The 21,089-nt window shown below is 37.2% G+C and carries 20 protein-coding genes and 1 pseudogene; 14 read left to right on the forward strand and 7 right to left on the reverse strand.

The features are described from left to right. The first annotated feature begins 12 nt into the window (after positions 1-12). The 6 genes from pyrH to PHQ93_RS10025 are packed head-to-tail and all read left to right on the forward strand — an operon-like array spanning position 13 to position 6,836. Positions 13-726, forward strand: a complete 714-nt coding sequence (pyrH, locus tag PHQ93_RS10000; protein WP_299943907.1) for a UMP kinase — start codon at positions 13-15, stop codon at positions 724-726. A 15-nt stretch (positions 727-741) separates the two neighbouring features. Next, positions 742-960 (forward strand): DNA-directed RNA polymerase subunit omega, encoded by a 219-nt coding sequence (locus PHQ93_RS10005; RefSeq protein WP_294879705.1) that lies wholly within the window; start codon positions 742-744, stop codon positions 958-960. Positions 961-964: 4 nt separating this feature from the next. Next, positions 965-3,118, forward strand: a complete 2,154-nt coding sequence (locus PHQ93_RS10010; protein ID WP_299943910.1) for a RelA/SpoT family protein — start codon at positions 965-967, stop codon at positions 3,116-3,118. Positions 3,119-3,140: 22 nt separating this feature from the next. Continuing rightward, the gene (tyrS, locus tag PHQ93_RS10015; RefSeq protein ID WP_299943913.1) at positions 3,141-4,340 is read left to right on the forward strand and encodes a tyrosine--tRNA ligase; all 1,200 of its coding nucleotides are present in this window, start codon (positions 3,141-3,143) and stop codon (positions 4,338-4,340) included. Beyond that, on the forward strand, positions 4,340-5,431 hold the full coding sequence (locus tag PHQ93_RS10020; protein WP_299943916.1) for a nitronate monooxygenase: 1,092 nt from the start codon (positions 4,340-4,342) through the stop codon (positions 5,429-5,431). Before tyrS ends, PHQ93_RS10020 begins: the two co-directional genes overlap by 1 nt. Before the next feature lie 7 nt (positions 5,432-5,438). Then, complete coding sequence (locus tag PHQ93_RS10025) at positions 5,439-6,836, forward strand: N-acetylmuramoyl-L-alanine amidase (protein ID WP_299943919.1); 1,398 nt, start codon at positions 5,439-5,441, stop codon at positions 6,834-6,836. Between the two features lie 4 nt (positions 6,837-6,840). Here the strand turns inward: PHQ93_RS10025 and PHQ93_RS10030 are convergent, their stop codons facing one another. The 3 genes from PHQ93_RS10030 to PHQ93_RS10040 are packed head-to-tail and all read right to left on the reverse strand — an operon-like array spanning position 6,841 to position 10,520. Then, on the reverse strand, positions 6,841-7,917 hold the full coding sequence (locus PHQ93_RS10030) for a phosphoesterase (protein ID WP_299943922.1): 1,077 nt from the start codon (positions 7,915-7,917) through the stop codon (positions 6,841-6,843). Positions 7,918-7,937: 20 nt separating this feature from the next. Continuing rightward, complete coding sequence (gene flhA / locus PHQ93_RS10035) at positions 7,938-10,115, reverse strand: flagellar biosynthesis protein FlhA (RefSeq protein WP_299943926.1); 2,178 nt, start codon at positions 10,113-10,115, stop codon at positions 7,938-7,940. A 3-nt stretch (positions 10,116-10,118) separates the two neighbouring features. Beyond that, the gene (locus PHQ93_RS10040) at positions 10,119-10,520 is read right to left on the reverse strand and encodes an Rrf2 family transcriptional regulator (protein WP_299914878.1); all 402 of its coding nucleotides are present in this window, start codon (positions 10,518-10,520) and stop codon (positions 10,119-10,121) included. 137 nt (positions 10,521-10,657) lie between these two features. On the opposite strand from PHQ93_RS10040, the gene rpsO reads away from it, so the two are divergent. Next, on the forward strand, positions 10,658-10,933 hold the full coding sequence (rpsO, locus tag PHQ93_RS10045; RefSeq protein ID WP_299914877.1) for a 30S ribosomal protein S15: 276 nt from the start codon (positions 10,658-10,660) through the stop codon (positions 10,931-10,933). Between the two features lie 33 nt (positions 10,934-10,966). Here the strand turns inward: rpsO and kdsB are convergent, their stop codons facing one another. Beyond that, entirely contained in the window at positions 10,967-11,683 is a 717-nt protein-coding gene (gene kdsB / locus PHQ93_RS10050; protein WP_299943929.1) for a 3-deoxy-manno-octulosonate cytidylyltransferase, read from the reverse strand. Positions 11,684-11,733: 50 nt separating this feature from the next. On the opposite strand from kdsB, the gene PHQ93_RS10055 reads away from it, so the two are divergent. The 4 genes from PHQ93_RS10055 to trpC are packed head-to-tail and all read left to right on the forward strand — an operon-like array spanning position 11,734 to position 14,876. Beyond that, positions 11,734-12,429 (forward strand): methyltransferase, encoded by a 696-nt coding sequence (locus tag PHQ93_RS10055; RefSeq protein WP_299943932.1) that lies wholly within the window; start codon positions 11,734-11,736, stop codon positions 12,427-12,429. Beyond that, complete coding sequence (locus PHQ93_RS10060; RefSeq protein WP_299943935.1) at positions 12,417-12,797, forward strand: YkgJ family cysteine cluster protein; 381 nt, start codon at positions 12,417-12,419, stop codon at positions 12,795-12,797. Before PHQ93_RS10055 ends, PHQ93_RS10060 begins: the two co-directional genes overlap by 13 nt. After that, positions 12,790-14,088, forward strand: coding sequence for a hypothetical protein (locus tag PHQ93_RS10065; RefSeq protein WP_299943938.1), 1,299 nt, complete (start codon positions 12,790-12,792; stop codon positions 14,086-14,088). The genes PHQ93_RS10060 and PHQ93_RS10065 overlap by 8 nt, the downstream gene beginning before the upstream one ends. Beyond that, entirely contained in the window at positions 14,085-14,876 is a 792-nt protein-coding gene (gene trpC, locus PHQ93_RS10070) for an indole-3-glycerol phosphate synthase TrpC (protein ID WP_299943940.1), read from the forward strand. The genes PHQ93_RS10065 and trpC overlap by 4 nt, the downstream gene beginning before the upstream one ends. 264 nt (positions 14,877-15,140) lie before the next feature. On the opposite strand, the gene PHQ93_RS10075 is transcribed toward trpC, so the two are convergent. Next, the gene (locus PHQ93_RS10075; protein ID WP_299943942.1) at positions 15,141-15,584 is read right to left on the reverse strand and encodes a GatB/YqeY domain-containing protein; all 444 of its coding nucleotides are present in this window, start codon (positions 15,582-15,584) and stop codon (positions 15,141-15,143) included. Between the two features lie 76 nt (positions 15,585-15,660). Between PHQ93_RS10075 and flgH the strand changes: the two genes are divergently transcribed. The 3 genes from flgH to PHQ93_RS10090 are packed head-to-tail and all read left to right on the forward strand — an operon-like array spanning position 15,661 to position 19,007. Then, the gene (gene flgH, locus PHQ93_RS10080; RefSeq protein ID WP_299943945.1) at positions 15,661-16,380 is read left to right on the forward strand and encodes a flagellar basal body L-ring protein FlgH; all 720 of its coding nucleotides are present in this window, start codon (positions 15,661-15,663) and stop codon (positions 16,378-16,380) included. Beyond that, positions 16,325-17,788 (forward strand): hypothetical protein, encoded by a 1,464-nt coding sequence (locus PHQ93_RS10085; protein WP_299943948.1) that lies wholly within the window; start codon positions 16,325-16,327, stop codon positions 17,786-17,788. Before flgH ends, PHQ93_RS10085 begins: the two co-directional genes overlap by 56 nt. 4 nt (positions 17,789-17,792) lie before the next feature. Beyond that, complete coding sequence (locus PHQ93_RS10090) at positions 17,793-19,007, forward strand: EAL domain-containing protein (protein WP_299943951.1); 1,215 nt, start codon at positions 17,793-17,795, stop codon at positions 19,005-19,007. On the opposite strand, the gene PHQ93_RS10095 is transcribed toward PHQ93_RS10090, so the two are convergent. Both PHQ93_RS10095 and PHQ93_RS10100 read right to left on the reverse strand, forming a co-directional pair. Next, a complete protein-coding gene (locus PHQ93_RS10095; protein WP_299943954.1) occupies positions 18,991-20,637 on the reverse strand; it encodes a SulP family inorganic anion transporter in 1,647 nt (548 codons plus the stop codon). The two genes, PHQ93_RS10090 and PHQ93_RS10095, sit on opposite strands and share 17 nt — an antisense overlap. Position 20,638: 1 nt before the next feature. Next, positions 20,639-21,089, reverse strand: a pseudogene (locus PHQ93_RS10100) (valine--tRNA ligase); the annotation flags it as partial.

Consider the following 21,089-nt stretch of genomic DNA (forward strand, 5'->3'; position numbering starts at 1 on the left):
CAAAGGAATTGCATGGCTAACAAACGGGTTTTGGTAAAGTTTTCAGGTGAAGCTCTTGCAGGCGAAGCAGGTCATGGAATTGACACGCAGATTTTGAACTACATATCTCAAGAGATTAAGTCATTGGTAAATGCCGGTATTGAAGTTGGAATCGTTATCGGCGGCGGTAACATTATTCGCGGTGTTACGGCGGCTAAAGACGGAATCATTAAAAGAACTTCGGGTGATTATATGGGAATGTTGGCAACCGTAATCAACGGAGTGGCTATGCAAGAGGCTTGTGAACATGCGGGTCTCCAAGTTCGTATGCAAACGGCTATTAAAATGGAACAAATTGCCGAGCCTTATATAAATCGTCGTGCAGTCCGTCATTTAGAAAAAGGTCGAGTCGTGATTTTTGCGGCAGGAACTGGAAATCCGTTTTTTACAACGGATACCGCTGCTACTCTAAGAGCAGTTGAAATCGGTGCCGAGGTTATCATAAAAGCTACGAAAGTTGACGGCGTTTACGATAAAGACCCAAATAAATACAGCGATGCAGTAAAATTACCGGAATTAACATACGAGCAGGCGTTAAGCGACAATATTAAAGTAATGGACGACACGTCTATTGCACTTGCAAAAGATAATTCACTCCCTATTTTAGTATGTGATATGTTTAAAAAAGGTAATCTTTTGGATATCATAAAAAACGGCAATATGCAAAACTGCTCAATAGTCAAATAATCTTAAGGAGATAAAATGAAAGTAGAAGAATTAACAGCGAAAATTTTAGATAACAATCCAAGAATGGATCGTTACCAGTTAGCTATAGCTGTGTCAAAAAGAACGGATCAGCTTTTAAACGGCGCGATAAGCAAGTTAAATGTTTCAAAAAATGTTAAAGTAGCTGATTTGGCTCTAATGGAAATAGCAGAGGGCCTTATAACAATCAAAGGCTTTGTTGACATAAAAAAATAGTAAATTGAGCTCGAGTCAAATGGATATCGAAAAAATAAAACATATTGATGATGTTGACTCGGCAATTGCTTATCTTTTCGCACAGATTCCCGCAAGCGATACTTTAAAAAAAGCATTAGAATACTCTAAAACAGCACATGAAAAACAGTTTAGAAAAAGCGGGCAGCCGTATGTAATCCATCCAATCTTAGTAGCAGGTATCGTCTCATCCATCTCGGATGATGAAGCTATGGCGATAGCGGCACTTCTTCATGATGTCGTAGAAGATACTCAAATAAACATTGATGAGATTAATAGGCTCTTTGGAGAAGATGTTGCACATCTTGTTGAGGGTCTTACAAAAATAGACAGCATAAGAGATGTTGAGCTAATTCCATCTAATTCAAACGAGCGTTTAGTAGTCTCTGCACTCTCTTTTCGTAAAATGCTTTTGGCGAGTATAAAAGATGTCAGGGTTTTGGTCGTAAAACTTTGCGACAGATTTCATAATATGCTTACTCTTGATGCTCTCTCTGCTCAAAAACAGGAAAGAATAGCCGAAGAGACACTTGTCGTTTACGCACCTATAGCACATCGTTTGGGTATCTCTTTTTTGAAAAATATATTAGAAGATTTGAGTTTCTCATATCTTTTTAAAGAAGAAAAACGGCAAATAGACAGCTATCTTGATACACACTATCATGCTATTGAGATGAAACTTAATGAGTTTAAGGAGATGATAAATAAAGTATTGGTTCAAAACGGGTTTTGCGAAGATGATTTTGAGATACTATCCCGCGTAAAACATAGATACTCTATTTACCTTAAAATGCAGAGAAAAGGTGTTGGTATTGAAGAGATACTAGACCTTTTGGCGATTAGAATTTTAACAAACGATGCCGTAAAGTGTTACAATATTTTAGGACTTATCCATCTTCATTTCAAGCCTCTCTCTTCGAGGTTTAAAGACTATATAGCGGTACCTAAAGATAACGGATACAGAACGATTCATACGACGGTTTTTCATAACACCGCTATTTTTGAAGTGCAAATTAGAACATATGATATGCACAAAACGGCAGAACTTGGTGTTGCAGCGCACTGGAAGTATAAGAGCGGCGGAAATGATAACATTAAGTTGGATTGGCTGCATAATCTAGGCTACCAAAATGAATCCGTCGAAGAGTTTTATGATTTGATAAAAAATGATCTCTACAGTGAAGATATATCCGTATTTTCGCCAAAAGGCGACGCCTTTACGCTTCCTCGAGGTGCGGTCGTACTTGATTTTGCTTATGCGGTACATACGCATGTAGGAAATCATGCAAAATCGGCTTTGGTAAATAAAGTGAAAACATCGCTTATAAACGAGCTTCATAACGGAGATATAGTAAGAGTAGAAGTTGATGAAAACAGTATAACCAGATGCAGTTGGATTGATGCAGTCAAAACATCAAAAGCAAAAACAAATATGAGATATATTTGTAACGCAAGGGTTAGAGAAGTAGATTCAAAATCAAGCGTAAATATTGTAGCAACGGCTATGAATCTAAGCAGTTCGAGAGTCGAAGAGTGGTTTGATAAAAACGGCTGTGATAAAAGAGCCGCTATCGCAACCGATATAGAGCATTTTCGTGAGGTAATTCATAAATACATTATGGATATAGGTCAAAATAACCGCTTTAAAACCTTTTTATCCAGACATAGATTTAAACTAAAACTCTACAGCTTTAAAGGGTTGGAGATATATAGCGCATCTTCTGTAAGCGATGTCGTGTTTGACTACTGTTGTCATCCGAAAAACGGTGATGAGGTAATGGCTTTTTTGGAAAAAGGCAAAGCGCATGTACATCATAAAATGTGTAAAACCGCCATTAAGAAACTTGAAGCAAAAGAGCCGATGGTTTTTGTTAGATGGGAAAAAATAAATGTTTTCAACTACAATATGATTGTTTCGCTTCATAGCGGTGTCGGTACTTTAGCAGAATTTTTAAATTTTTTAGCAAAGTTAAAAATTGACATTAACCAAATTGAGCTAGGAAAAAATAGAAGTGAGTCTACAAGATATTGTGAGATAGAGTTTGAGTCAAAAGAAGCCGATATTAACTCACTTCGTGTTAAAATTGAGCAAAAAATAAAAGTTATACATCTTATTCGCACCGATGATGCTTATAGATAAAATTAAATAGGAAATATATATTATGTTACAAGAAGCTCTAAGAGAGATAAGAAGAGGCAGCGCTGAAATAATAGACAGCGAAGGAATCGAAAAATTATTAAAAGCGTATTTACAAGAGGGTAAAACATATACTGTAAAAGCCGGTTTTGATCCGACTGCGCCTGATTTACATCTTGGTCATACGGTACTGCTGCAAAAACTTGCGACTTTTCAAAAATATGGTGCAACCATCCAGTTTTTAATCGGTGATTTTACCGCTCAAATCGGAGATCCGACAGGAAAAAGTGCTACAAGAAAAACTTTGAGTGCCGTTCAAATTGGGGAGAATGCAAAAAGCTATAAAGAGCAGGTTTTTAAGATTTTGGATGCTTCTAAAACGGAAGTTGTTTTTAACTCGGAGTGGATAAATCTGCTTGGAGCATCAGGAATGTTGTCCCTAACTACAACATTTAATGTTGCAAGAATGCTTGAGAGAGATGATTTTGACAAAAGATACAAAAGCGGAACTTCTATATCAATCAGCGAATTTATCTATCCGCTGCTTCAAGGTTATGACAGCGTACATTTAAAAAGCGATATAGAGATAGGCGGAACCGATCAGAAGTTCAATCTTTTGATGGGACGACATCTTCAAAGAGCCTATGAGATAGGAAAAGAGCAGTCGGTTCTTATGATGCCTATTTTAGAGGGACTAGACGGCGTACAAAAGATGAGTAAATCTCTAAACAACTACATAGGCGTAGCAGATGAGCCAAACGATATGTTTGGAAAAGTATTAAGCGTTTCTGATGAGTTGATGTGGAGATATTATGAACTCTTGAGCGCAAAAACATTAGATGAAATAGAAGCTTTAAAAGATGGAGTAGCAAACGGTTCTTTGCATCCTAAAAGCGTTAAAGAAGATTTAGCTTTAGAGATAACTGCTAGATTTCACTCAATTGAGGCTGCAAAGAGTGCAAAAGATGAGTTTGACAGAGTACACTCAAACAATCAAATCCCGACGGAAATAGATGAGTTTAGCTGTGACACAGAAGTTTGGATAGCAAAAGCTCTCGTAGATTGCAATTTAACGCCCTCAACTTCTCAAGCAAGAAGAGATATTAAGCAAGGTGCTGTTAAAATAAATCAAGAAAAAGTCAGCGACGAGCAGTTACAATTAGTAAGTGGGGAGTATATACTTCAAGTCGGAAAAAGAAAATTTGCTAAACTAAAGGTGAACTAATGAGCTTCAAATCATTGAAAATCGGTAAATATATTATAGAAAAACCTATAGTTCAAGGCGGGATGGGTGTCGGTATAAGTTGGGATCAGCTAGCAGGCAATGTCTCAAAAGAGGGTGGTTTGGGCGTAATCAGTGCAGTCGGTACGGGTTATTATAAAAATAAACATTATGCCGCAAAGCTAGTTGCCGGAAGACCGCTTGATACCCTTGGTTTTTACTCAAAAGAGGGTTTTGACGCAATTATAAAGAGTGCAAGAGCTATATGCGGCGATAAACCGCTTGCCGCAAATATTTTATATGCTATCAATGATTATGAACGAGTCGTAAAAGATGCTTGTGAGAGCGGAATAGACATCATCATTACCGGTGCAGGACTTCCTACGAATATGCCGGAGTTTACGGAGGGGTATCCCGATGTAGCACTTGTTCCTATCGTCTCATCTGCAAAAGCGCTTAAAATCATCTGTAAAAGATGGCAAAAAAGATACAACAGGCTTCCTGATGCAGTAGTTCTTGAGGGTCCAAAAAGCGGCGGACATCAAGGATTTACCTATGAGCAGTGTTCGTTGGAAGAGAACCAATTGGAAAATTTGGTTAAACCCGTTGTTGAAGAAGCAGCTTTGTGGGGAGATATTCCGGTAATTGCCGCAGGCGGTATTTGGGATAAAAACGATATTGAGCAGATGTTTTCTCTTGGTGCAGGGGGCGTTCAGATGGGAACTCGTTTTATAGCGACCCATGAGTGCGATGCGCATCAGAATTTTAAAGATATTTTGTTAAAGTGTAAAAAAGAGGATATTCAACTCTTCTCTTCTCCGGTCGGATATCCGGCTCAGGGAATAAGAACAAACCTGACAAGGTTGGTAGAAAATAGAGAGGGACCTGCAATTAAATGTATCTCGAACTGTGTTGCACCTTGTAATCGCGGTGAAGAGGCAAAAGAGGTCGGTTACTGTATAGCAGATAGACTCAGCGACGCATACGAGGGCAACACGGAAACAGGACTCTTTTTCTCAGGAACGAACGGATATAGAGTTGATGAAATAATTTCAGTAAAAGAGTTGATGAACAAACTTATTCAAGGTGAATAATTAGATTATGACTCGTTTTTTTTTACTACTTTTACTCTTAATTTTTGCCGTTTCGCTGGAAGCTATAAGCAACAGCGAGATTTTAAAACGAGCCGACTCTTTTATGGTCTCCGGAGATCAGAGCAATCAAATTCGTGCTTATGACGACTATAAAAATCTCTATCTTCGTGCTATAACGGAAAATGACTCTAACCTAAAACTTCAATCTTTAAAAGGTATAGTAAAGAGCGGTACCGTGCTAAGCATAGATGTGTCCAAATATTCAAAAGAACTTCAAGAGTTATCTTCAACAAATAGTTATCATGCGCCTGAATCAAAACCTATGAAAGAAACCAAAAACATTAAGAATGTGCATGTAGATCCTTTGCATAAGTTAGAATCGGTTCGATGGGATGAAAATAGGCTTTTTTTAACATTTGACAGAGAGATAAAGGACAGACAGGTCAATTACCTTACTAATCATGATAAGGTTAAAAAGAGATATAGATATATTTTTGATATTAAAACATCAATGTTGATAAAGGCTCATAATATTAATAAAGCTCAAATCGATATGATAAAATTGTCTCAATATGATCCGGAAAGTTTAAGATTGGTTATTGAGAACAGTTCGGATATCAAAATTAGCCATAATATCGATGCAAGAACGCTTGAGATAAATTTTCAGTTAGAATCACAAAAAATTCCGGAAGTCATTACTAATATTCAGCCAAGCAAAAAAGGTAAAGATAGGGTTATAGTTATAGATGCAGGGCACGGCGGCGAAGATCCGGGTGCTATCGGATACAATAATTATAGAGAAAAAGCAGTTGTTTTTGATATTTCAAAAGAGTTGGAAAAAAATTTAAAATCTCGCGGTTACAAAGTTTATATGACAAGAAATAGCGACAAATTTGTAAAATTAAGCGATAGAACAAAGTTTGCGAATGAGAAAGGCGCAAATATCTTTGTGAGTGTTCATGCCAATGCGGTTGGTAACGGAAATGCAAACAGTGTTCATGGAATTGAGTGTTTTTTTCTTTCCCCGTCTCGTTCGGACAGAGCAAAAAATGTTGCCGCACAAGAGAACTCGGCGGATATGAGCGATATGAATATGTACGGAAAAGACAGCTATCTTAATCTGCTAAATCATCACAATATACTGGCATCAAATAAATTGGCAATTGATTTGCAAAGAGGTATGCTTGGAGCAGTAAGTAAAAAATATAAAAATGTCAACGACAATGGAGTTAAAGAGGGACCTTTTTGGGTTTTGGTCGGCGCCCAGATGCCATCCGTGTTAGTTGAAGTCGGGTTTTTATCTCACCCCGAGGAAGGCACAAGGCTTGCAAGCGATGAGTATAGAAAAATATTGGCAAAAGGGTTGGCTGATGGAATTGAGAGATATTTTGCCAATTGCAAATAAGAGGCTAAACCTCTTTTTTGTACTCTAACTCCCCCGCAACCGCCTCTTTCTCATTTATTATTTTTTCTATCTGCTGTTTTACTAAATCGTATCTATACTGCTCTTTAAACCCTATGATGCGTCCGCCTGCAGCGTTTGGATGTCCGCCTCCGCCAGTCCACTCTTTTGAAATCAGTGCAACATTTACGCCGTTGTTTGCTCTTAAGCTCAGCGTGCCTCTATAGCTTACATCAATTATAAAATCATACTCAGGGTATGTCAGCAAGAAACCGTTTCCAACTATCGAAGTATTACCCACACCGTAACTCAAATAACCCTTATAACCCTTATAGTAGATGGTTTTTTCAGCTTTTGCTTCGCCGAGCAGTGAGACTATATATTTTGTGCTTAGATTATCAATAGTATCGTTTTGTTCTTTTTTAAAAAAAGTTTTCTTTAACATATGAATATTGTCATCTAAAATAATTGGGGCATCCGTTTTGTCTATATATTTTGTCGCTTCATGCAAAAGAGATATTTTGTAGCTGTTGTCCGCTTCAGGAAACATAATTTTATTTAACTCTCTTGCTTCGGAAATAAGGCGCATGCAGACTTTTCCGTATTCAAAATTTTCTACTTCTTCCATCTTCCATAAATCAACGGCATTTACGATATTTACAAATTTTTCCATCCATGACGGCGCATCTAAATTGAAATGCTCTTTTGCGTAGTCGTAAGTGATTTTTGTAGCGCATCTTGAAGTGTCCAAATAGTACCAAGGGTATTTTTGCGCGCTATCTTCACCGGTACCGTGATGATCAAGAAGCAGGAGTGTTATATCTTTTTTGTTTTCGTTTAGTTTAATAATCTCCATATTAAGCCATCGTGATTCATCGGCGGTTAAGTTTAAGTCGGTTATTAAAATAGTGGCACTTTTATCATCTTTGTTTATATTTTGTAAAATCAACTCTAGCGTCTGTTTTACTTCAGCGCCGTAATTTGCATTATAGTTAAAGAGTGTATATGGAGTGTATTTCATAATTAATTGGCAGCTATAGCCGTCTAAATCTGTATGTGAGAGATGGTGTATTGTTTTACTCATTTTTTTTCCTTGGGTTAATTCTATTTTTGTTTATTTATCGAGATAGAGCCCATTACTTCAAAAGTAGCACTGGAGTCTATCTCGGCATGTGAGAGTGTAACGACATCAAGAGAAAATCTCTCAAATATCTCTGCAACGCCTCGGCGAAGTTGCGGATCGACTATGATTACGACAGGAGATATCCCTTTTTGCAGCAGTTCCGCCGCTTTAGCACTTGTTGCTTGAACCAGAGCATTGATTTCACCGACATTGAGTGCAAGAGTTCTCGTCCCGTCACGCTCTTTAGATTTTTCCAGCATTAGCTGTTCGGATGAAGTGTCAAAAGTAAGCAGTCTTATGACGCCGTCATCACTAGAGTACATCTGAGTAATTATGCGAGATAGTCTGGCACGAACTTGTTCTGTAATAATGTCAACATTTTTAGTATACTCTGCAATGTCTGCAATAGTTTCTAAAATTGTAAGCATATCTTTAAGAGGAATTTTCTCATGTAGTAGAGCTTTAAGAACTCTTTGAATAAGTCCGATAGAAGCGACTTTTAAAACATCCTCTATTATAACAGGGAAATCACCTTTAATTTTATTTACTAAAGTTTGAACTTCTTGACGAGTTAACAGATCTTCAGCATTTTTCTTTACAAGTTCGCTCATATGGGTAGAGATGACCGTAGCAGGGTCTACAACGGTATAGCCGTTGATGATTGCATCCTCTTTTAGTTCAGGAGATATCCATATGGCATCAAGTCCAAATGCGGGTTCTTTTGTCGGCTCACCTTTTATTTCACCCGTTGCCATTCCGCTATCCATCGCCAAAAATTTATCGGGCATGATTTTACCCTCGCCGATGGAGATACCTTTTAGAAGAATCTGGTACTGTTGCGGCTGTAGGTGCAGGTTGTCTCTGATGCGAACTTGAGGCATTAAAAAACCAAAATCGGATGCTATTTTTCTTCTCATTGAGCGAATTCTCTCAAGTAGATCTCCGCCCTGTGTGCTATCGGCTAAGCGGATAAGCTGATAACCGAGTGTTAGTTCGAGCATTTCGACTTTTAAGATATCTGCAAGTGCATTTTCTTCATCTTTTGCTATCTCTTCATTTGATTTTGCAGGTCGAGCAGCAGCTTTCTCTTTTGCTTGAGCCTCTTTTTCTTTGGGTGTTAATATACTATCAACATTAAGTATACTCAATTCGCCTCTTTCGTACTTATAAATCGACCAGCCAAGAAGTGCGAACATAATTCCCACAAATCCCATAGAAAGAGTCGGAAGACCCGGAACAAGAGCAAAAAGAATCATAATGAAACCGACTATCATCATAATCTTTGCATTACCCATGATTTGGTTAATCGTACCCTCTGCAAAGTTATCGCCGTCGCCTGAAGAGCGTGTAATCATGATACCGGTTGCAGTAGAGATTATAAGTGCCGGAATCTGTGCGACTAAGCCGTCACCGATAGTTAGAAGCGTAAATGTAGCGGCACTGTCGCTCATATTCATTTTATGTTGAAAAACACCTATGAGAAATCCGCCTATGATATTTATAAGAGTGATGATTATACCGGCAACCGCATCACCCTTTACAAACTTACTAGATCCGTCCATAGCTCCGTAAAAGTTTGCATCTTGAAGGATTTCTGCTCTTCTTCTTTTAGCCTCTGCATCATCGATGAGTCCTGCATTAAGGTCTGCATCAACTGCCATCTGTTTACCGGGCATAGAGTCAAGCGTAAAACGAGCTGCAACTTCCGCAACCCTTGTTGAACCTTTAGTTATAACCATAAAATTGATAAGAACCAAAATAGAAAAAATTATAATTCCTATAACAAAGTTTCCGCCGACAACGAAGTTTCCAAAGCTAGTTACGATATCGCTGACAGCTTTTGGTCCTTCATGTCCATGACTTAAAATCATTCTGGTCGTAGCGATATTTAGCGACAATCTAAAGAGTGTTATGATTAAAATGAGAGTCGGAAATGTAGTTAAATCCGTCGGTTTTGGAACATAGAGTGAAATAAGTAAAATGAGTACCGCCAATGCCATAGAGACGGTAAGTAAAACATCGAGTATTGCAGAGGGCAGCGGAACGATAATAATAGCCAAAATAGCCATTACAAAAATTACTACGCTTAAATCTTTTTTTCCAAGCAAAAAGTTTAAAGTTGTACCGATTTGCTGTCTAGTAGTAAGTTTCTTTGCCAATTTTTACTCTAATATATCCGCTAAAGTTAAATCCGCTAAAAAGGAGTCTATCTTGCCTTGCAATTTATTTAAAAAAGGCCACAATGAGCATAGAGGCGCTTTGCCAGATGGACAAGAGTACATCGAGGGAGCGCAATCAAAAACGGCAGGTGCTTTTCCTTCAACGGATGACATAACATCGAGCATATTTATATTTTTAGGCTCTAATGCAAGCGCAAAGCCTCCGTTTACGCCTTTGTACGATTTTAAAATACCGTGTTTTGCCATTGCTTGGAGGATTTTTGCTAAAAAACTTTTCGGAATCGAGAGCTGATTTGAGAGCGTCTCACTATCCATCGGAGATGAGGCCTTTGATAAAACTATAAGAGAGAGTATTGCGTATTCACTGGCACGAGTTATTAACATATTGATTACTTTAATTTATTTTTTGTTGATTATATCAAAAGAAGTTGAAATAAAAGGATAAATAAGATATCATTTCGCCTCAACTTTATACACATAATGTGTGACTGTTAGATTAAATATACCTTTTGGAGGCTATTATGGCTTTAGATTCGGCTAAAAAACAAGAAATTGTTGCAAAATATCGTCGCACTGAAAACGACACAGGTTCTTGTGAAGTTCAAATTGCATTATTAAGTGAGAGAATTTCTCAACTAACTGAGCATTTAAAAACATTCACAAAAGATCACGCTTCAAGACTAGGCCTTTTAAAATTAGTAGGACAACGCCGTCGTCTTATGAAATACTTTAAAAGAACAGATAAAGATGCTTATCTTAAACTTGTAACAGATTTGGGTATTAGAGATAATATCTAAATCAACCAAACGAAGCTTTGCTTCGTTTGTTCTCTATAGAAAAATCTCCACCGCTCTTTTTAAATCTTCTTCCGTATCTATACCAAATCCCGTACTTGCAACCTTAACCATACTTATCTTTTTTTGATGATAAATAGCACGAAGCTGTTCTAGTTTTTCAATATCTTCTATCGGTGCGTCATTTAAGTTGCAAAACTCATGAAGGCTTTTTTTACTAAATCCGTAGATGCCTATGTGACCGAAATAGTTTGCTCCGCCGCTTCTGTTGTACGGTATGGGCGAGCGAGAGAAGTAGATAGCATTCTCTTTGTCGTCTAAAACAACTTTTACCAAATTCGGGTCTTGCGCAGCTTCATTGTTTATGGAGTTAAAGCAACTTGCCATAATGAACGGTTCGTTATTTTGCTTCAATGATTTTAATCTTTTTATAAGCATCTCAACAACTTCACCCTCAATGAAAGGTTCATCCGCTTGAACATTTATGATAAGTTCATCATTATCTAAATTTAAAATATTTGCACATTCGTTTATGCGGTCTGTCCCGCTTTTATGCGTAGTTGATGTTAGCATCGCTTCAATGCCGTACTCTTTGCAGACTGAGATTATAATCTCATCATCTGCCGCAACTACGACTCTATCAAGATGGGCAACTCTTTGTGCAGTTCTAACCACCATAGGCAGACCGCCTATGTCTGCTAACACTTTTTGCGGGAATCTGCTTGAAGCAAGTCTTGCCGGAATAATTATCATTTAAACCCTTTGAGATATAATTACGCAAATTATACTCTAAAAGGTTTTTGATGATTCTTTATCAGCCGGATTCAGGTTATTGTTACAACAGTGACTCCATCTTTTTGTATGATTTTATCTCTTCATTTAAACCAAAGGGCAGGGTTTTGGATGTCGGCTCAGGTTGCGGTGTTGTCGGGCTTTTGGTTGCAAGAGACAATGAAAAAGTTGAACTAGAAGCGGTTGAGAAGCAAAAAACATTTGTAGAGTATGCAACTATTAATGCAAGAGTTAATAAAATAGAGTATAAAATTCATAAAAGTGATTTTTTGGAACTTGATGAAGATGTAAAATATGACTATATCATCTCAAATCCTCCGTTTTATCATGACGGGGTAACAAAAAGCCAAAACGAGATGTTGTTTCATGCACGCTATAATATCAACTTGCCTATAGATAGATTTTTTAAAAAGGTCTCTAGGGTTTTAAAACCAAACTCTCATTTTATCTTCTGCTATGATGCATCTCAGTTCGGAGCGATTTGCGCGGGGCTGGATAAGGTCAATATGAGAGCGGTGGATGTGCAGTTTATACATCCAAAGATAGATAGAGTATCATCGTTGGTTATGGTGCATGCAAGAAACGGTTCAAAGTCCCTTATGAAAATATGGCCGCCGTTTATCAGTTTTGAGGGTGAAGAGCTTTCACAAAAAGCAAAAGAGATATATAAAAAAGCACGGACACAGAGTATAAAATGTCAAATATAATTAAAAAAGAGGGTTACAACTACTCCTTTGATGCTTCTGCATGCTCGGCATGCAGTGCTAGATGTTGTACGGGCGAGAGCGGATACATATATGTAAGTACGCAGGAGATAGAAAAAATTGCTAATTTTATAGGTTTGGATACCGAAGAGTTTATGCAAAAATATCTTTATAAAAACGGATACAAATACTCGATAAAAGAGAGAAAAATAGGCGAGAGTTATGAGTGTGCCTTTTATGACAGAGTGTCAAACGGGTGTACGATTTATGAGGCGCGACCGACGCAGTGTATAACATTTCCTTTTTGGGATTACTTTAAAGATAGGGTTGATGAGTTGAAACTTGAATGTCCCGGGATAATTGATGCGTAATTATATAAATATAGTTCTATTGGCGGCAGGCATCGCTCTTTTTAGCGGCTGTTTTAGTATGAAAGACGGTTTACAAATAAAAAGTAGCGAGAAAAAATTTGCAAACGAGGATATATTTATTCTTAGCGCGCTTTACCTTGAAGAGTTAGGAGACTATAACAGTTCATCGGTTTTATTTAACACTCTATATGAACAAACAGGAAAAAAAGAGTATTTCTACCGCTCCCTGAGAGATGACTTAACGGCAAATGAAAATGAGAGAGTTATTCGAAGAGTTGATGAAATAACTAAAGGCAAAATAGTAGATTTTGAACTTGCTAGAATGAAGATAGCCGCACTTGTTAAAGATGATAATTTGGTTTATGCAAAAGAGCTTGCAAATAAGTTGGTTGAAACATCAAAAAGTACGGATGACTATCTTATGCTAAGTGAAATATATATAAAGCTAAAAGAGTATGACGCTGCTCTTAGATATCTTGAGGGTGCGTATATCAAAGAGTATGACGAGTTGATATTAGAGAAGATGGCGATAATATTGTATGTCAATCTTGATAGAAAAAAAGATGCCATAGCACAGTTAGAGACTTACTCAAGGATACATGGATGTTCAGAAGTAATATGCTCTAAGCTCTTAGGATTTTATAGCAACGATAATAATATAGAAGGACTTTTATCAACTTACCTAAGACTCTATAAGATGGACGGCAGTAAAGAAATCGCTCAAAAAATAGTTCAAATATACGGTTATAAAAAAGATTTTGTAAAAATAGTCGAGTTTTTAGAAGAGAGCAAAGCGGATGATGAGTTGTTGTTGCAGTTTTATGTTCAGGCTAAAAATTATAAAAAAGCATCGACTTTGGCAAAAGAACTGTATGAGAATAGCGGTGATTTGACATTTTTGGCACAGAGTGCTATTTTTGAGTATGAAGGCAGTCAAAACAAAAATGACAGCGATATGCATAAGAGCGTAGTCAAAAAATTAGAAGAAGCCATAACGGTTAAAAAAGAGGGTATGTACTTAAATTATCTCGGATATCTTCTTATAGACCATGACATAAATGTTAAAAAAGGGATGAAGTATGTGGAAGAAGCGCTAAAAATAGAGCCAAATTCTCCCTACTATCTTGATTCGCTTGCATGGGGTTATTATAAACTTAACGAGTGTGAGAAGGCAGATGAGATTATGAAAAAAGTAGCAACTATGGATGGCGGCAACAACGAAGAAGTTATAGAGCATATCGAAAAGATAAAAGAGTGTATAAAAAATAAAAAAGGTGAAAAAGTAAAATGATATTAGATGAAATAATTAAAAAAACAAGAGAAGATGTTATAAAAAGAGAGAAGGAATTTTCGCTTGATTGGTTGGGGCGTTCACTGGCTTTTAACGCAAGAGCGCCCAGAGATGTATTTCCTTATCTTGCTTCGACGCCTGATAATCCATACAGAATCATTGCAGAGGTAAAAAAAGCATCTCCTTCAAGAGGGGTTATTCGTGAAAATTTTGATCCGGTCGCAATCGCGCAGAGTTATGAGCGAGGAGGAGCAAGTGCTATATCCGTGTTAACGGAACCTCACTTTTTTCAAGGCAGTTTGGATTATCTTGGTCAAATAAGAAGGTATGTCTCTATCCCGCTGCTTAGAAAAGATTTTATTGTTACGAAATATCAGATTTTAGAGGCTATGGTTCACGGTGCCGACTTTATACTTCTTATCGCGGCGGCTCTTAGCAAGAGTGAGTTAAAAGAGCTGTTGGGATATACAAGACATTTGGGTATGGAAGCTTTGGTTGAGGTTCACGATAAAACAGATTTGGTTAAAGCCATCTATGCAGGAAGCGACATTATAGGGATTAATCATAGAAATCTTCAAACTTTTGAGATGAATATGAATCTCTCTTATGAGTTGGTTCCGATGATACCAAACGGCAAAGTAATCGTTGCCGAGAGCGGAATATATGAACATGGACAGCTTGAAGATTTGGCTAAAATCGGAGTGGACGCATTTTTAGTCGGTGAATCTTTGATGAGAGAAGATGATGAGGAAGCCGCGCTTAGAAAACTGAAGTTTGGTAATCTTTAAAAAAATATCATCACCTTGACTTGTTAAATTTAATCGGTTAAAATTTTAATGCGAATACAATCTTCTTCATGTGAACGATGGAGCGACAAAGTAAGGCTAGTGGGAGTCATGAACCGCTAGCCTTTTTTTTTGTCCTCTAAAGTTCACATTTAGAGGGGGTTCTTTATGGATAAGCTTGTATTCGCAATACTGCTTATGTGTATTTTTGCACCGTTACTTAAGTGACGCCAAGGGGTTTTTACCCCTTGCCCCCAATAAACTCTTTTAACTAAGCAAACTTTTCGCACACTCGTTTATTCTTTTGCCGTCGGCTTTGCCTGATAAATCTTTACTTGCCGCTCCCATAACTTTACCGATGTCTTTTAGAGTTGTTGCACCGACTTTTGTTATTATCTCTTTTAGTGCCAAGGTTAGTTCATCGTCGCTTAGTTGAGCCGGCAGATACTCTTTGTAGTAAGCTATCTCATCAAGCTCAATTTGCATCAAATCTTCTCGTCCTGCATCTCTATACTGCATTGCCGCATCGTCTCTTCTTTTAACTTGAGATTGGATTATTTTTATAACATCTTCATCGCTTAACTCTTTGCGCTCATCAACTTCTATCTGCTTAAAAGCACTCATAAGAAGTCTAAGCGCATCTCTTTTTTTTGCGTCTTTAGCTTTCATAGCCTCTTTTACATCTTCGTTTATTTTGTCTCTTAAGCGCATATCATCCTACCTTTTTATGGAACTATTATTGCTATCATTATATCTAATACCACCTTATATCAAAGAGATGACGATTATGAAACAATTTTTAATATTTTTAATGCCCACTTATGCTATACTTTTTTTTTCAGGGTGTACTGCAAATTTAACGGATCCGGAGATTGAGTTTGAACCTCCTGCGTATGTTGAACAGATGCCTTCACGTGAGGATAAGCAAGATTTTGCGTCAGTCGGCAGTATCTTTGGGCAAGGGGAAAATCCTCTCTTTACCGACCATAAAGCGATGCATGTAAATGATGTCGTAACTGTTGTTATATCTGAAAATGCCAAAAGTACAAATAACGGGTCTAAACAGCTTAGCGAAGATGACTCTTTAGGTTTAGGCGGAGGTACATTTACGGCAGCAGGAGGCAACTCTGCCGTAAGTTCAGCCGCAAAAAAATTAAACGGTTTGACAAATGTCGGATTTGGAGCCACTTCTACAAGTGCGTATACAGGCAAGGGGAGTTCAACAAGAGATGCCTCTTTTACAACAACGGTATCGGCTAGAATAGTTAAAGTTTTACAAAACGGGAACTATTTTATCTCCGGTAAAAGGGAGATTTTGGTCGATGATCAAAAGCAAATCGTACAAATCGGCGGAGTTATTCGTCCATACGATATAGATCAATACAATAGAATTAGCTCTTCACAAATAAGTGATGCGAAGATTCTTTATAAAACAGAAGGGGACGTTGATCGTGCAACAAAACAGGGTTGGGGAACAAAAATTATACAGGCTGCTTGGCCGTTTTAGTTTAATACTCTTTGTGGGCTTTACGGCACTAAATGCAGAGCAGAGCTTTAAAAATTTTAAAGATTATAAAAAATCTCAGATACAATCCTTTCAAACATATAAAGATGAGAGAGATACCGCTTTTAGCAACTATCTAAAGCAGGAGTGGCAGGCGTATAATGCTCTTGCACCCGTCTCTTTATATGAAACTCCAAAACCGGTAGAAATTGATTCCACAAAGCCTCAAGAGATGGAGCCTGTCGGTCCAAAAATAGTTATAGCGATAAAAGAAGACGAAAAAAGAGAGGAGCCTATCGTTTCTTCAACGGAGCGAAAAGATATCTCCTTTGATTTTTACGGCTCAACTTTGGGATTTAATATTCCAAGCGGTATAAAAAATGCCAATTTTTCTCCCGCAACACAAGCAGGGATAGCAAACTTTTTTAACAGTGCCGCATCAAGCGAATATGAAACTCTTCTTTTAGAAATAGAAAAAATCTCAAAATCTATGAATCTAAATGATTGGGGTGTTTATCTTTTAGTTACCAAACTTTCAGATAAAGCAACTACAAATCAAGATAACTCTAAACTTCTTAGTTGGTTTTTATTTAACAAGATGGGGTATGCGGTAAAAATAGGTTTAGCAGACAATCATACAGTTTTGATGCATCACTCCCAAAAAATTATATACTCTACACCAAATTACAGCTTTGAAAATAAAAAATATTATGTAGTTTCAAACTACGCAAAAGGCAATCTTGGAAAAGTTTACTCTTATAAGCAGGAGTATCAGGGTGCTACAAAAGCGCTTGATTTATCCTTAGAAACTCTTCCTAATTTTAAAGAGAAGAGAGAGAGTAAAAGTCTGACATTCTCTCAGTTTGGAATTATTTATAATATACCTATAACCTATAACAAAAATCTTATAGATTTTATGGCAACATATCCTCAAGCTGATTATGAGACATTTTTTAATGCGCCGCTGGATAGTAAAACTTATGCTGATTTGGCAACTGAACTTAAGAAACATATTGACGGTAAAAAAGCAAGCGAGGCTATAAATTTTGTGCTTAACTTTGTTCAAAAATCTTTTAAGTATGAGCAGGATAATAGGCAGTTCGGTAGAGAAAAAGTTATGTTTGCGCAAGAAACTCTTTACTTTGACAAATCTGATTGTGAAGATAGGGCCGTGCTGTTTGCCTACTTGGTAAAAGAGCTGTTTGATATAAATGTTTTGGGTGTAAAATATAAAGATCACATGGCAACGGCGCTTTATATTCCGCTAGATGGTGATAAGATAACTGCAGGTAGTAGAAATTTTGTTATTGCAGATCCGACTTACATAGATGCAACTATCGGTATGAGTATGCCCAAGTATAGATCTCTGCAGCCGCAGAGTTATATCGTAGTAAAAAATAATAAAAGTTGAAATAATGAAAACGATACATAGAAATTGCCTATCAAGCATGGATGATAGATTTGCTCTTATTGATTATTTGGATAGTGCCCGATTTGCAAATCTATTTTTAATAAACATAGATAATTTTAGCAATTTCAATAACGCCTATGGATTTGAGTATGGTGATAAAATTTTAGTTGAAATTGCAAAATTAATCATCAAATCAAAACCCACGACATCCAAGTTATTTAGAATAAATTCAGATGAGTTTGCCGTAGTCTCTTTAGAAGATATGAGTCAAAGCAGACTTGCCGATGTGGCGAGTTCTATGGTCTCTTTTTTTGATCAGATGGAGATAGCGGTAGATAGTGATATATCTACAAGGGCTTCTATAAGTATCGGGATTTCTACCGGCAAGGGCAGCCAAATACTAAATCAGGCAAAATGTGCAATAAAAGAGTTAAGAGAACATAGCAGAGGTTCTTACAAAATTTATGATTCAAACTCTGTATACATTAAAAAACAAGAAGAGAATGTTTACTGGATACATAAGATAAAAGATGCGTTTGAGAAAGAGAAGCTGCTGCCTTATTTTCAGCCTATAATAAATAATAAAACAAAAAAAATAGAGAAGTATGAGTGTTTGGTTAGAATTTTCGATAACGGAATAGTCGTTCCGCCTATAAGATTTATGGAGGCTTCACGCTTAACGGGCACTCTTTCGCTCGTTACAAGAACCATTATAGAACAGAGTTTTAAAAGGTTTGGCGGTACCGAATATGAGTTTTCCGTAAATATTACAAAAACGGATTTGTACTTAAATTATTTGGAAGAATTTTTGCTAAAACATGCTAAAAAAAACGGTATCAATCCCTCTAGTGTTGTTTTAGAGATTCTTGAAGATATAGATTCGTTAAGTTCGCCGGATATCATATCTCAGCTTAATTCGTTAAGAAGTTACGGGTTTAAGATAGCTATTGATGATTTTGGAAGCCAGAGTTCAAATTTATCAAGACTATTGGAGTTTTCACCCGATTATTTAAAAATTGACGGCTCTTTTATAAAAAATATTTTAACCGATAAAAATAGTTTAATCATAGTAGAAGCTATCGTGTTATTGTGTAAAAAAAGCAATATTAAAATCATAGCAGAGTTTGTCCATAGTGCAGAAGTTCAAGCAAAAGTGGAAGAGCTTGGAATCGAGTATTCTCAAGGTTTCTATTTTAGCGAACCTAAAGAGGATTTGTAAAATTTATATTTTTAGCATGCTTTAGGGCTTTGTCAAAAGAGTCGAGTATATTTTCTTCCCCGATTAATGAAGTTATTTTGTACTTTTTTAAGTCGTTATGAACAGATGCATTTACCCCCGATAAGAGGAGTTTTATGCCTGAATTTTGCAAAGTTTTTATTGTCTCTTCAAAGTTGTGAAGTGCGGTAGAGTCGACAAAAGGGACATGTCGCATACGAATAATCAAAATATTGCTTTTTAATCCTATGTTTTTTATTACTTCTGAATATTGTTTAGCGGAAGCAAAAAAGAATGGACCGCTTATTTCATAGACTGATATGCCTTTGGGTAAATATGAATAATCTTCAAGAACATCGCTGTCGATTTGAGATGGAGTTTTTATGCCGATGTCCGCCATTCTCTTCATAAACAGAAGTGAAGATAAAACAACTCCAATCTCTATAGCTACCGTTAAATCGACAAATACTGTAAGTAAAAAAGTGCTAAGAAGTACTATGATGTCAAAAGAAGAACCTCTTAAAATCGAGACAAAAGAGCGCCACTCACTCATATTATATGAAACTACAATCAAGATTCCCGCCAAACACGCCATAGGAATCAGTTTTGCATAACTTGCAAAAACAAGCATAATCAGCAGCAGAGTTAGGGCATGAACTATCCCTGCAATCGGGGTTCTTCCGCCGTTTTTTACATTTGTTGCAGTTCTGGCGATAGCTCCCGTTGCAGGAATGCCGCCAAAAAACGGAGTTACTACATTTGCGATGCCTTGAGCAATAAGTTCCGTGTTTGAGCGATGGTTTGCGCTTATCATACCGTCAGATACGACTGCCGAGAGGAGTGATTCTACTCCGCCAAGAAGTGCTATGGTCAGGGCTGGAGCTATGTACAGGTGAAGGTTGTTTATATCAAAAGTAGGCAGCGAAAAAGAAAAAGTGTTTGGTATTTCGCCAAAAAACGACTCAATGGTTGTAACCGGAATATTTGCCGCTTGAACAATAAAAGTGACAAAAATTATAGCGATAAACGAACCCGGAATTTTAGTCGTTATTTTTTTTGAATATAGGGTTATTAGTATTGTCGCAACGGTTATGATAAGTGCGTAGAGATTTGTGCTGCCGATGTTATAAAAATATACTACCCACTTTTGGAAAAATTCGGATGGGAGTTTTTCAATATCAAGTCCAAGAGCGTCTTTTATCTGTGTCGAAAATATTACTACGGCAATCCCGCTTGTAAATCCGACGATAAGAGGATGCGGAAAATATTTTAGAAGTGTGCCGAGTCTGAGCAGTCCGAATGCTATAAGGATAAGTCCCGACATTACGGTTGAGATAATAAGTCCATCGACTCCGTACTTCTCGACAATGGCGTATATGATAACTATAAAAGCACCCGTGGGTCCGCCGATTTGCACTCTGCTTCCGCCGAGAAACGAGATGAGAAAACCGGCAACTACGGCAGTAATAAGTCCTTTTTCGGGAGAAACGCCTGATGCAACGGCAAAGGCAATGGCAAGCGGTAATGCAATAATGCCGACAACAATGCCGGCAAAGATGTCGGAGATAAGCTGCTCTTTGCTTATTCCTGATTTGAGCAGAGTAAAAAGTTTAGGCTCAAATATTTTGTTCATTTTAGCTCTTCAGTGAATTTAACTGCTCTCTTACTTTTTCTTGTTTATCCATCGCATCTGCCAATAGTTCACGGTTTTTTACTAAAACATCTTCCGGTGCATTTGCGACAAATCTCTCATTATTTAACATACTGCCCAGTTTATCTATCTCTTTTTGAAGTTTTTCATCCTGCTTTGTTAGACGGTTGATAATCGGTGCCAAATCGATAGAACTTGTCGGTATAAAAGTCTCACAAAGTGCAGAGATATCACTCACGGCATTTTCGATTTTAGTATCGCTAAACTCTACAACTTCAACTTTGGCAAGTTTAGCAATAAAAGGCTTCATAAACTCTTTTTCATCTTCGCTGATACCGTCTATTTTTACAACTGCGCGCTCTATCTTTTGGTTTGCCAAATCAACTAAAACTTTGGCACGGCGGATAGAGACGATAGCATCCATGATAAGCTCA

Source organism: Sulfurimonas sp., assembly GCF_028714975.1.
Classification (GTDB): Bacteria; Campylobacterota; Campylobacteria; order Campylobacterales; family Sulfurimonadaceae; genus Sulfurimonas.

Bases quoted from the DNA above. Each gene is read 5' to 3' on its own strand.
- rpsO (WP_299914877.1), top strand. From the start codon at position 10,658: ATGGCTTTAGATTCGGCTAAAAAACAAGAAATTGTTGCAAAATATCGT.
- PHQ93_RS10040 (WP_299914878.1), bottom strand. From the start codon at position 10,520: ATGTTAATAACTCGTGCCAGTGAATACGCAATACTCTCTCTTATAGTT.
- PHQ93_RS10060 (WP_299943935.1), top strand. From the start codon at position 12,417: ATGTCAAATATAATTAAAAAAGAGGGTTACAACTACTCCTTTGATGCT.
- PHQ93_RS10090 (WP_299943951.1), top strand. From the start codon at position 17,793: ATGAAAACGATACATAGAAATTGCCTATCAAGCATGGATGATAGATTT.
- kdsB (WP_299943929.1), bottom strand. From the start codon at position 11,683: ATGATAATTATTCCGGCAAGACTTGCTTCAAGCAGATTCCCGCAAAAA.
- pyrH (WP_299943907.1), top strand. From the start codon at position 13: ATGGCTAACAAACGGGTTTTGGTAAAGTTTTCAGGTGAAGCTCTTGCA.
- PHQ93_RS10075 (WP_299943942.1), bottom strand. From the start codon at position 15,584: ATGCGCTTAAGAGACAAAATAAACGAAGATGTAAAAGAGGCTATGAAA.
- flgH (WP_299943945.1), top strand. From the start codon at position 15,661: ATGAAACAATTTTTAATATTTTTAATGCCCACTTATGCTATACTTTTT.
- PHQ93_RS10055 (WP_299943932.1), top strand. From the start codon at position 11,734: ATGATTCTTTATCAGCCGGATTCAGGTTATTGTTACAACAGTGACTCC.
- trpC (WP_299943940.1), top strand. From the start codon at position 14,085: ATGATATTAGATGAAATAATTAAAAAAACAAGAGAAGATGTTATAAAA.
- PHQ93_RS10065 (WP_299943938.1), top strand. From the start codon at position 12,790: ATGCGTAATTATATAAATATAGTTCTATTGGCGGCAGGCATCGCTCTT.
- PHQ93_RS10030 (WP_299943922.1), bottom strand. From the start codon at position 7,917: ATGAGTAAAACAATACACCATCTCTCACATACAGATTTAGACGGCTAT.
- PHQ93_RS10095 (WP_299943954.1), bottom strand. From the start codon at position 20,637: ATGAACAAAATATTTGAGCCTAAACTTTTTACTCTGCTCAAATCAGGA.
- PHQ93_RS10005 (WP_294879705.1), top strand. From the start codon at position 742: ATGAAAGTAGAAGAATTAACAGCGAAAATTTTAGATAACAATCCAAGA.
- PHQ93_RS10025 (WP_299943919.1), top strand. From the start codon at position 5,439: ATGACTCGTTTTTTTTTACTACTTTTACTCTTAATTTTTGCCGTTTCG.
- PHQ93_RS10020 (WP_299943916.1), top strand. From the start codon at position 4,340: ATGAGCTTCAAATCATTGAAAATCGGTAAATATATTATAGAAAAACCT.
- tyrS (WP_299943913.1), top strand. From the start codon at position 3,141: ATGTTACAAGAAGCTCTAAGAGAGATAAGAAGAGGCAGCGCTGAAATA.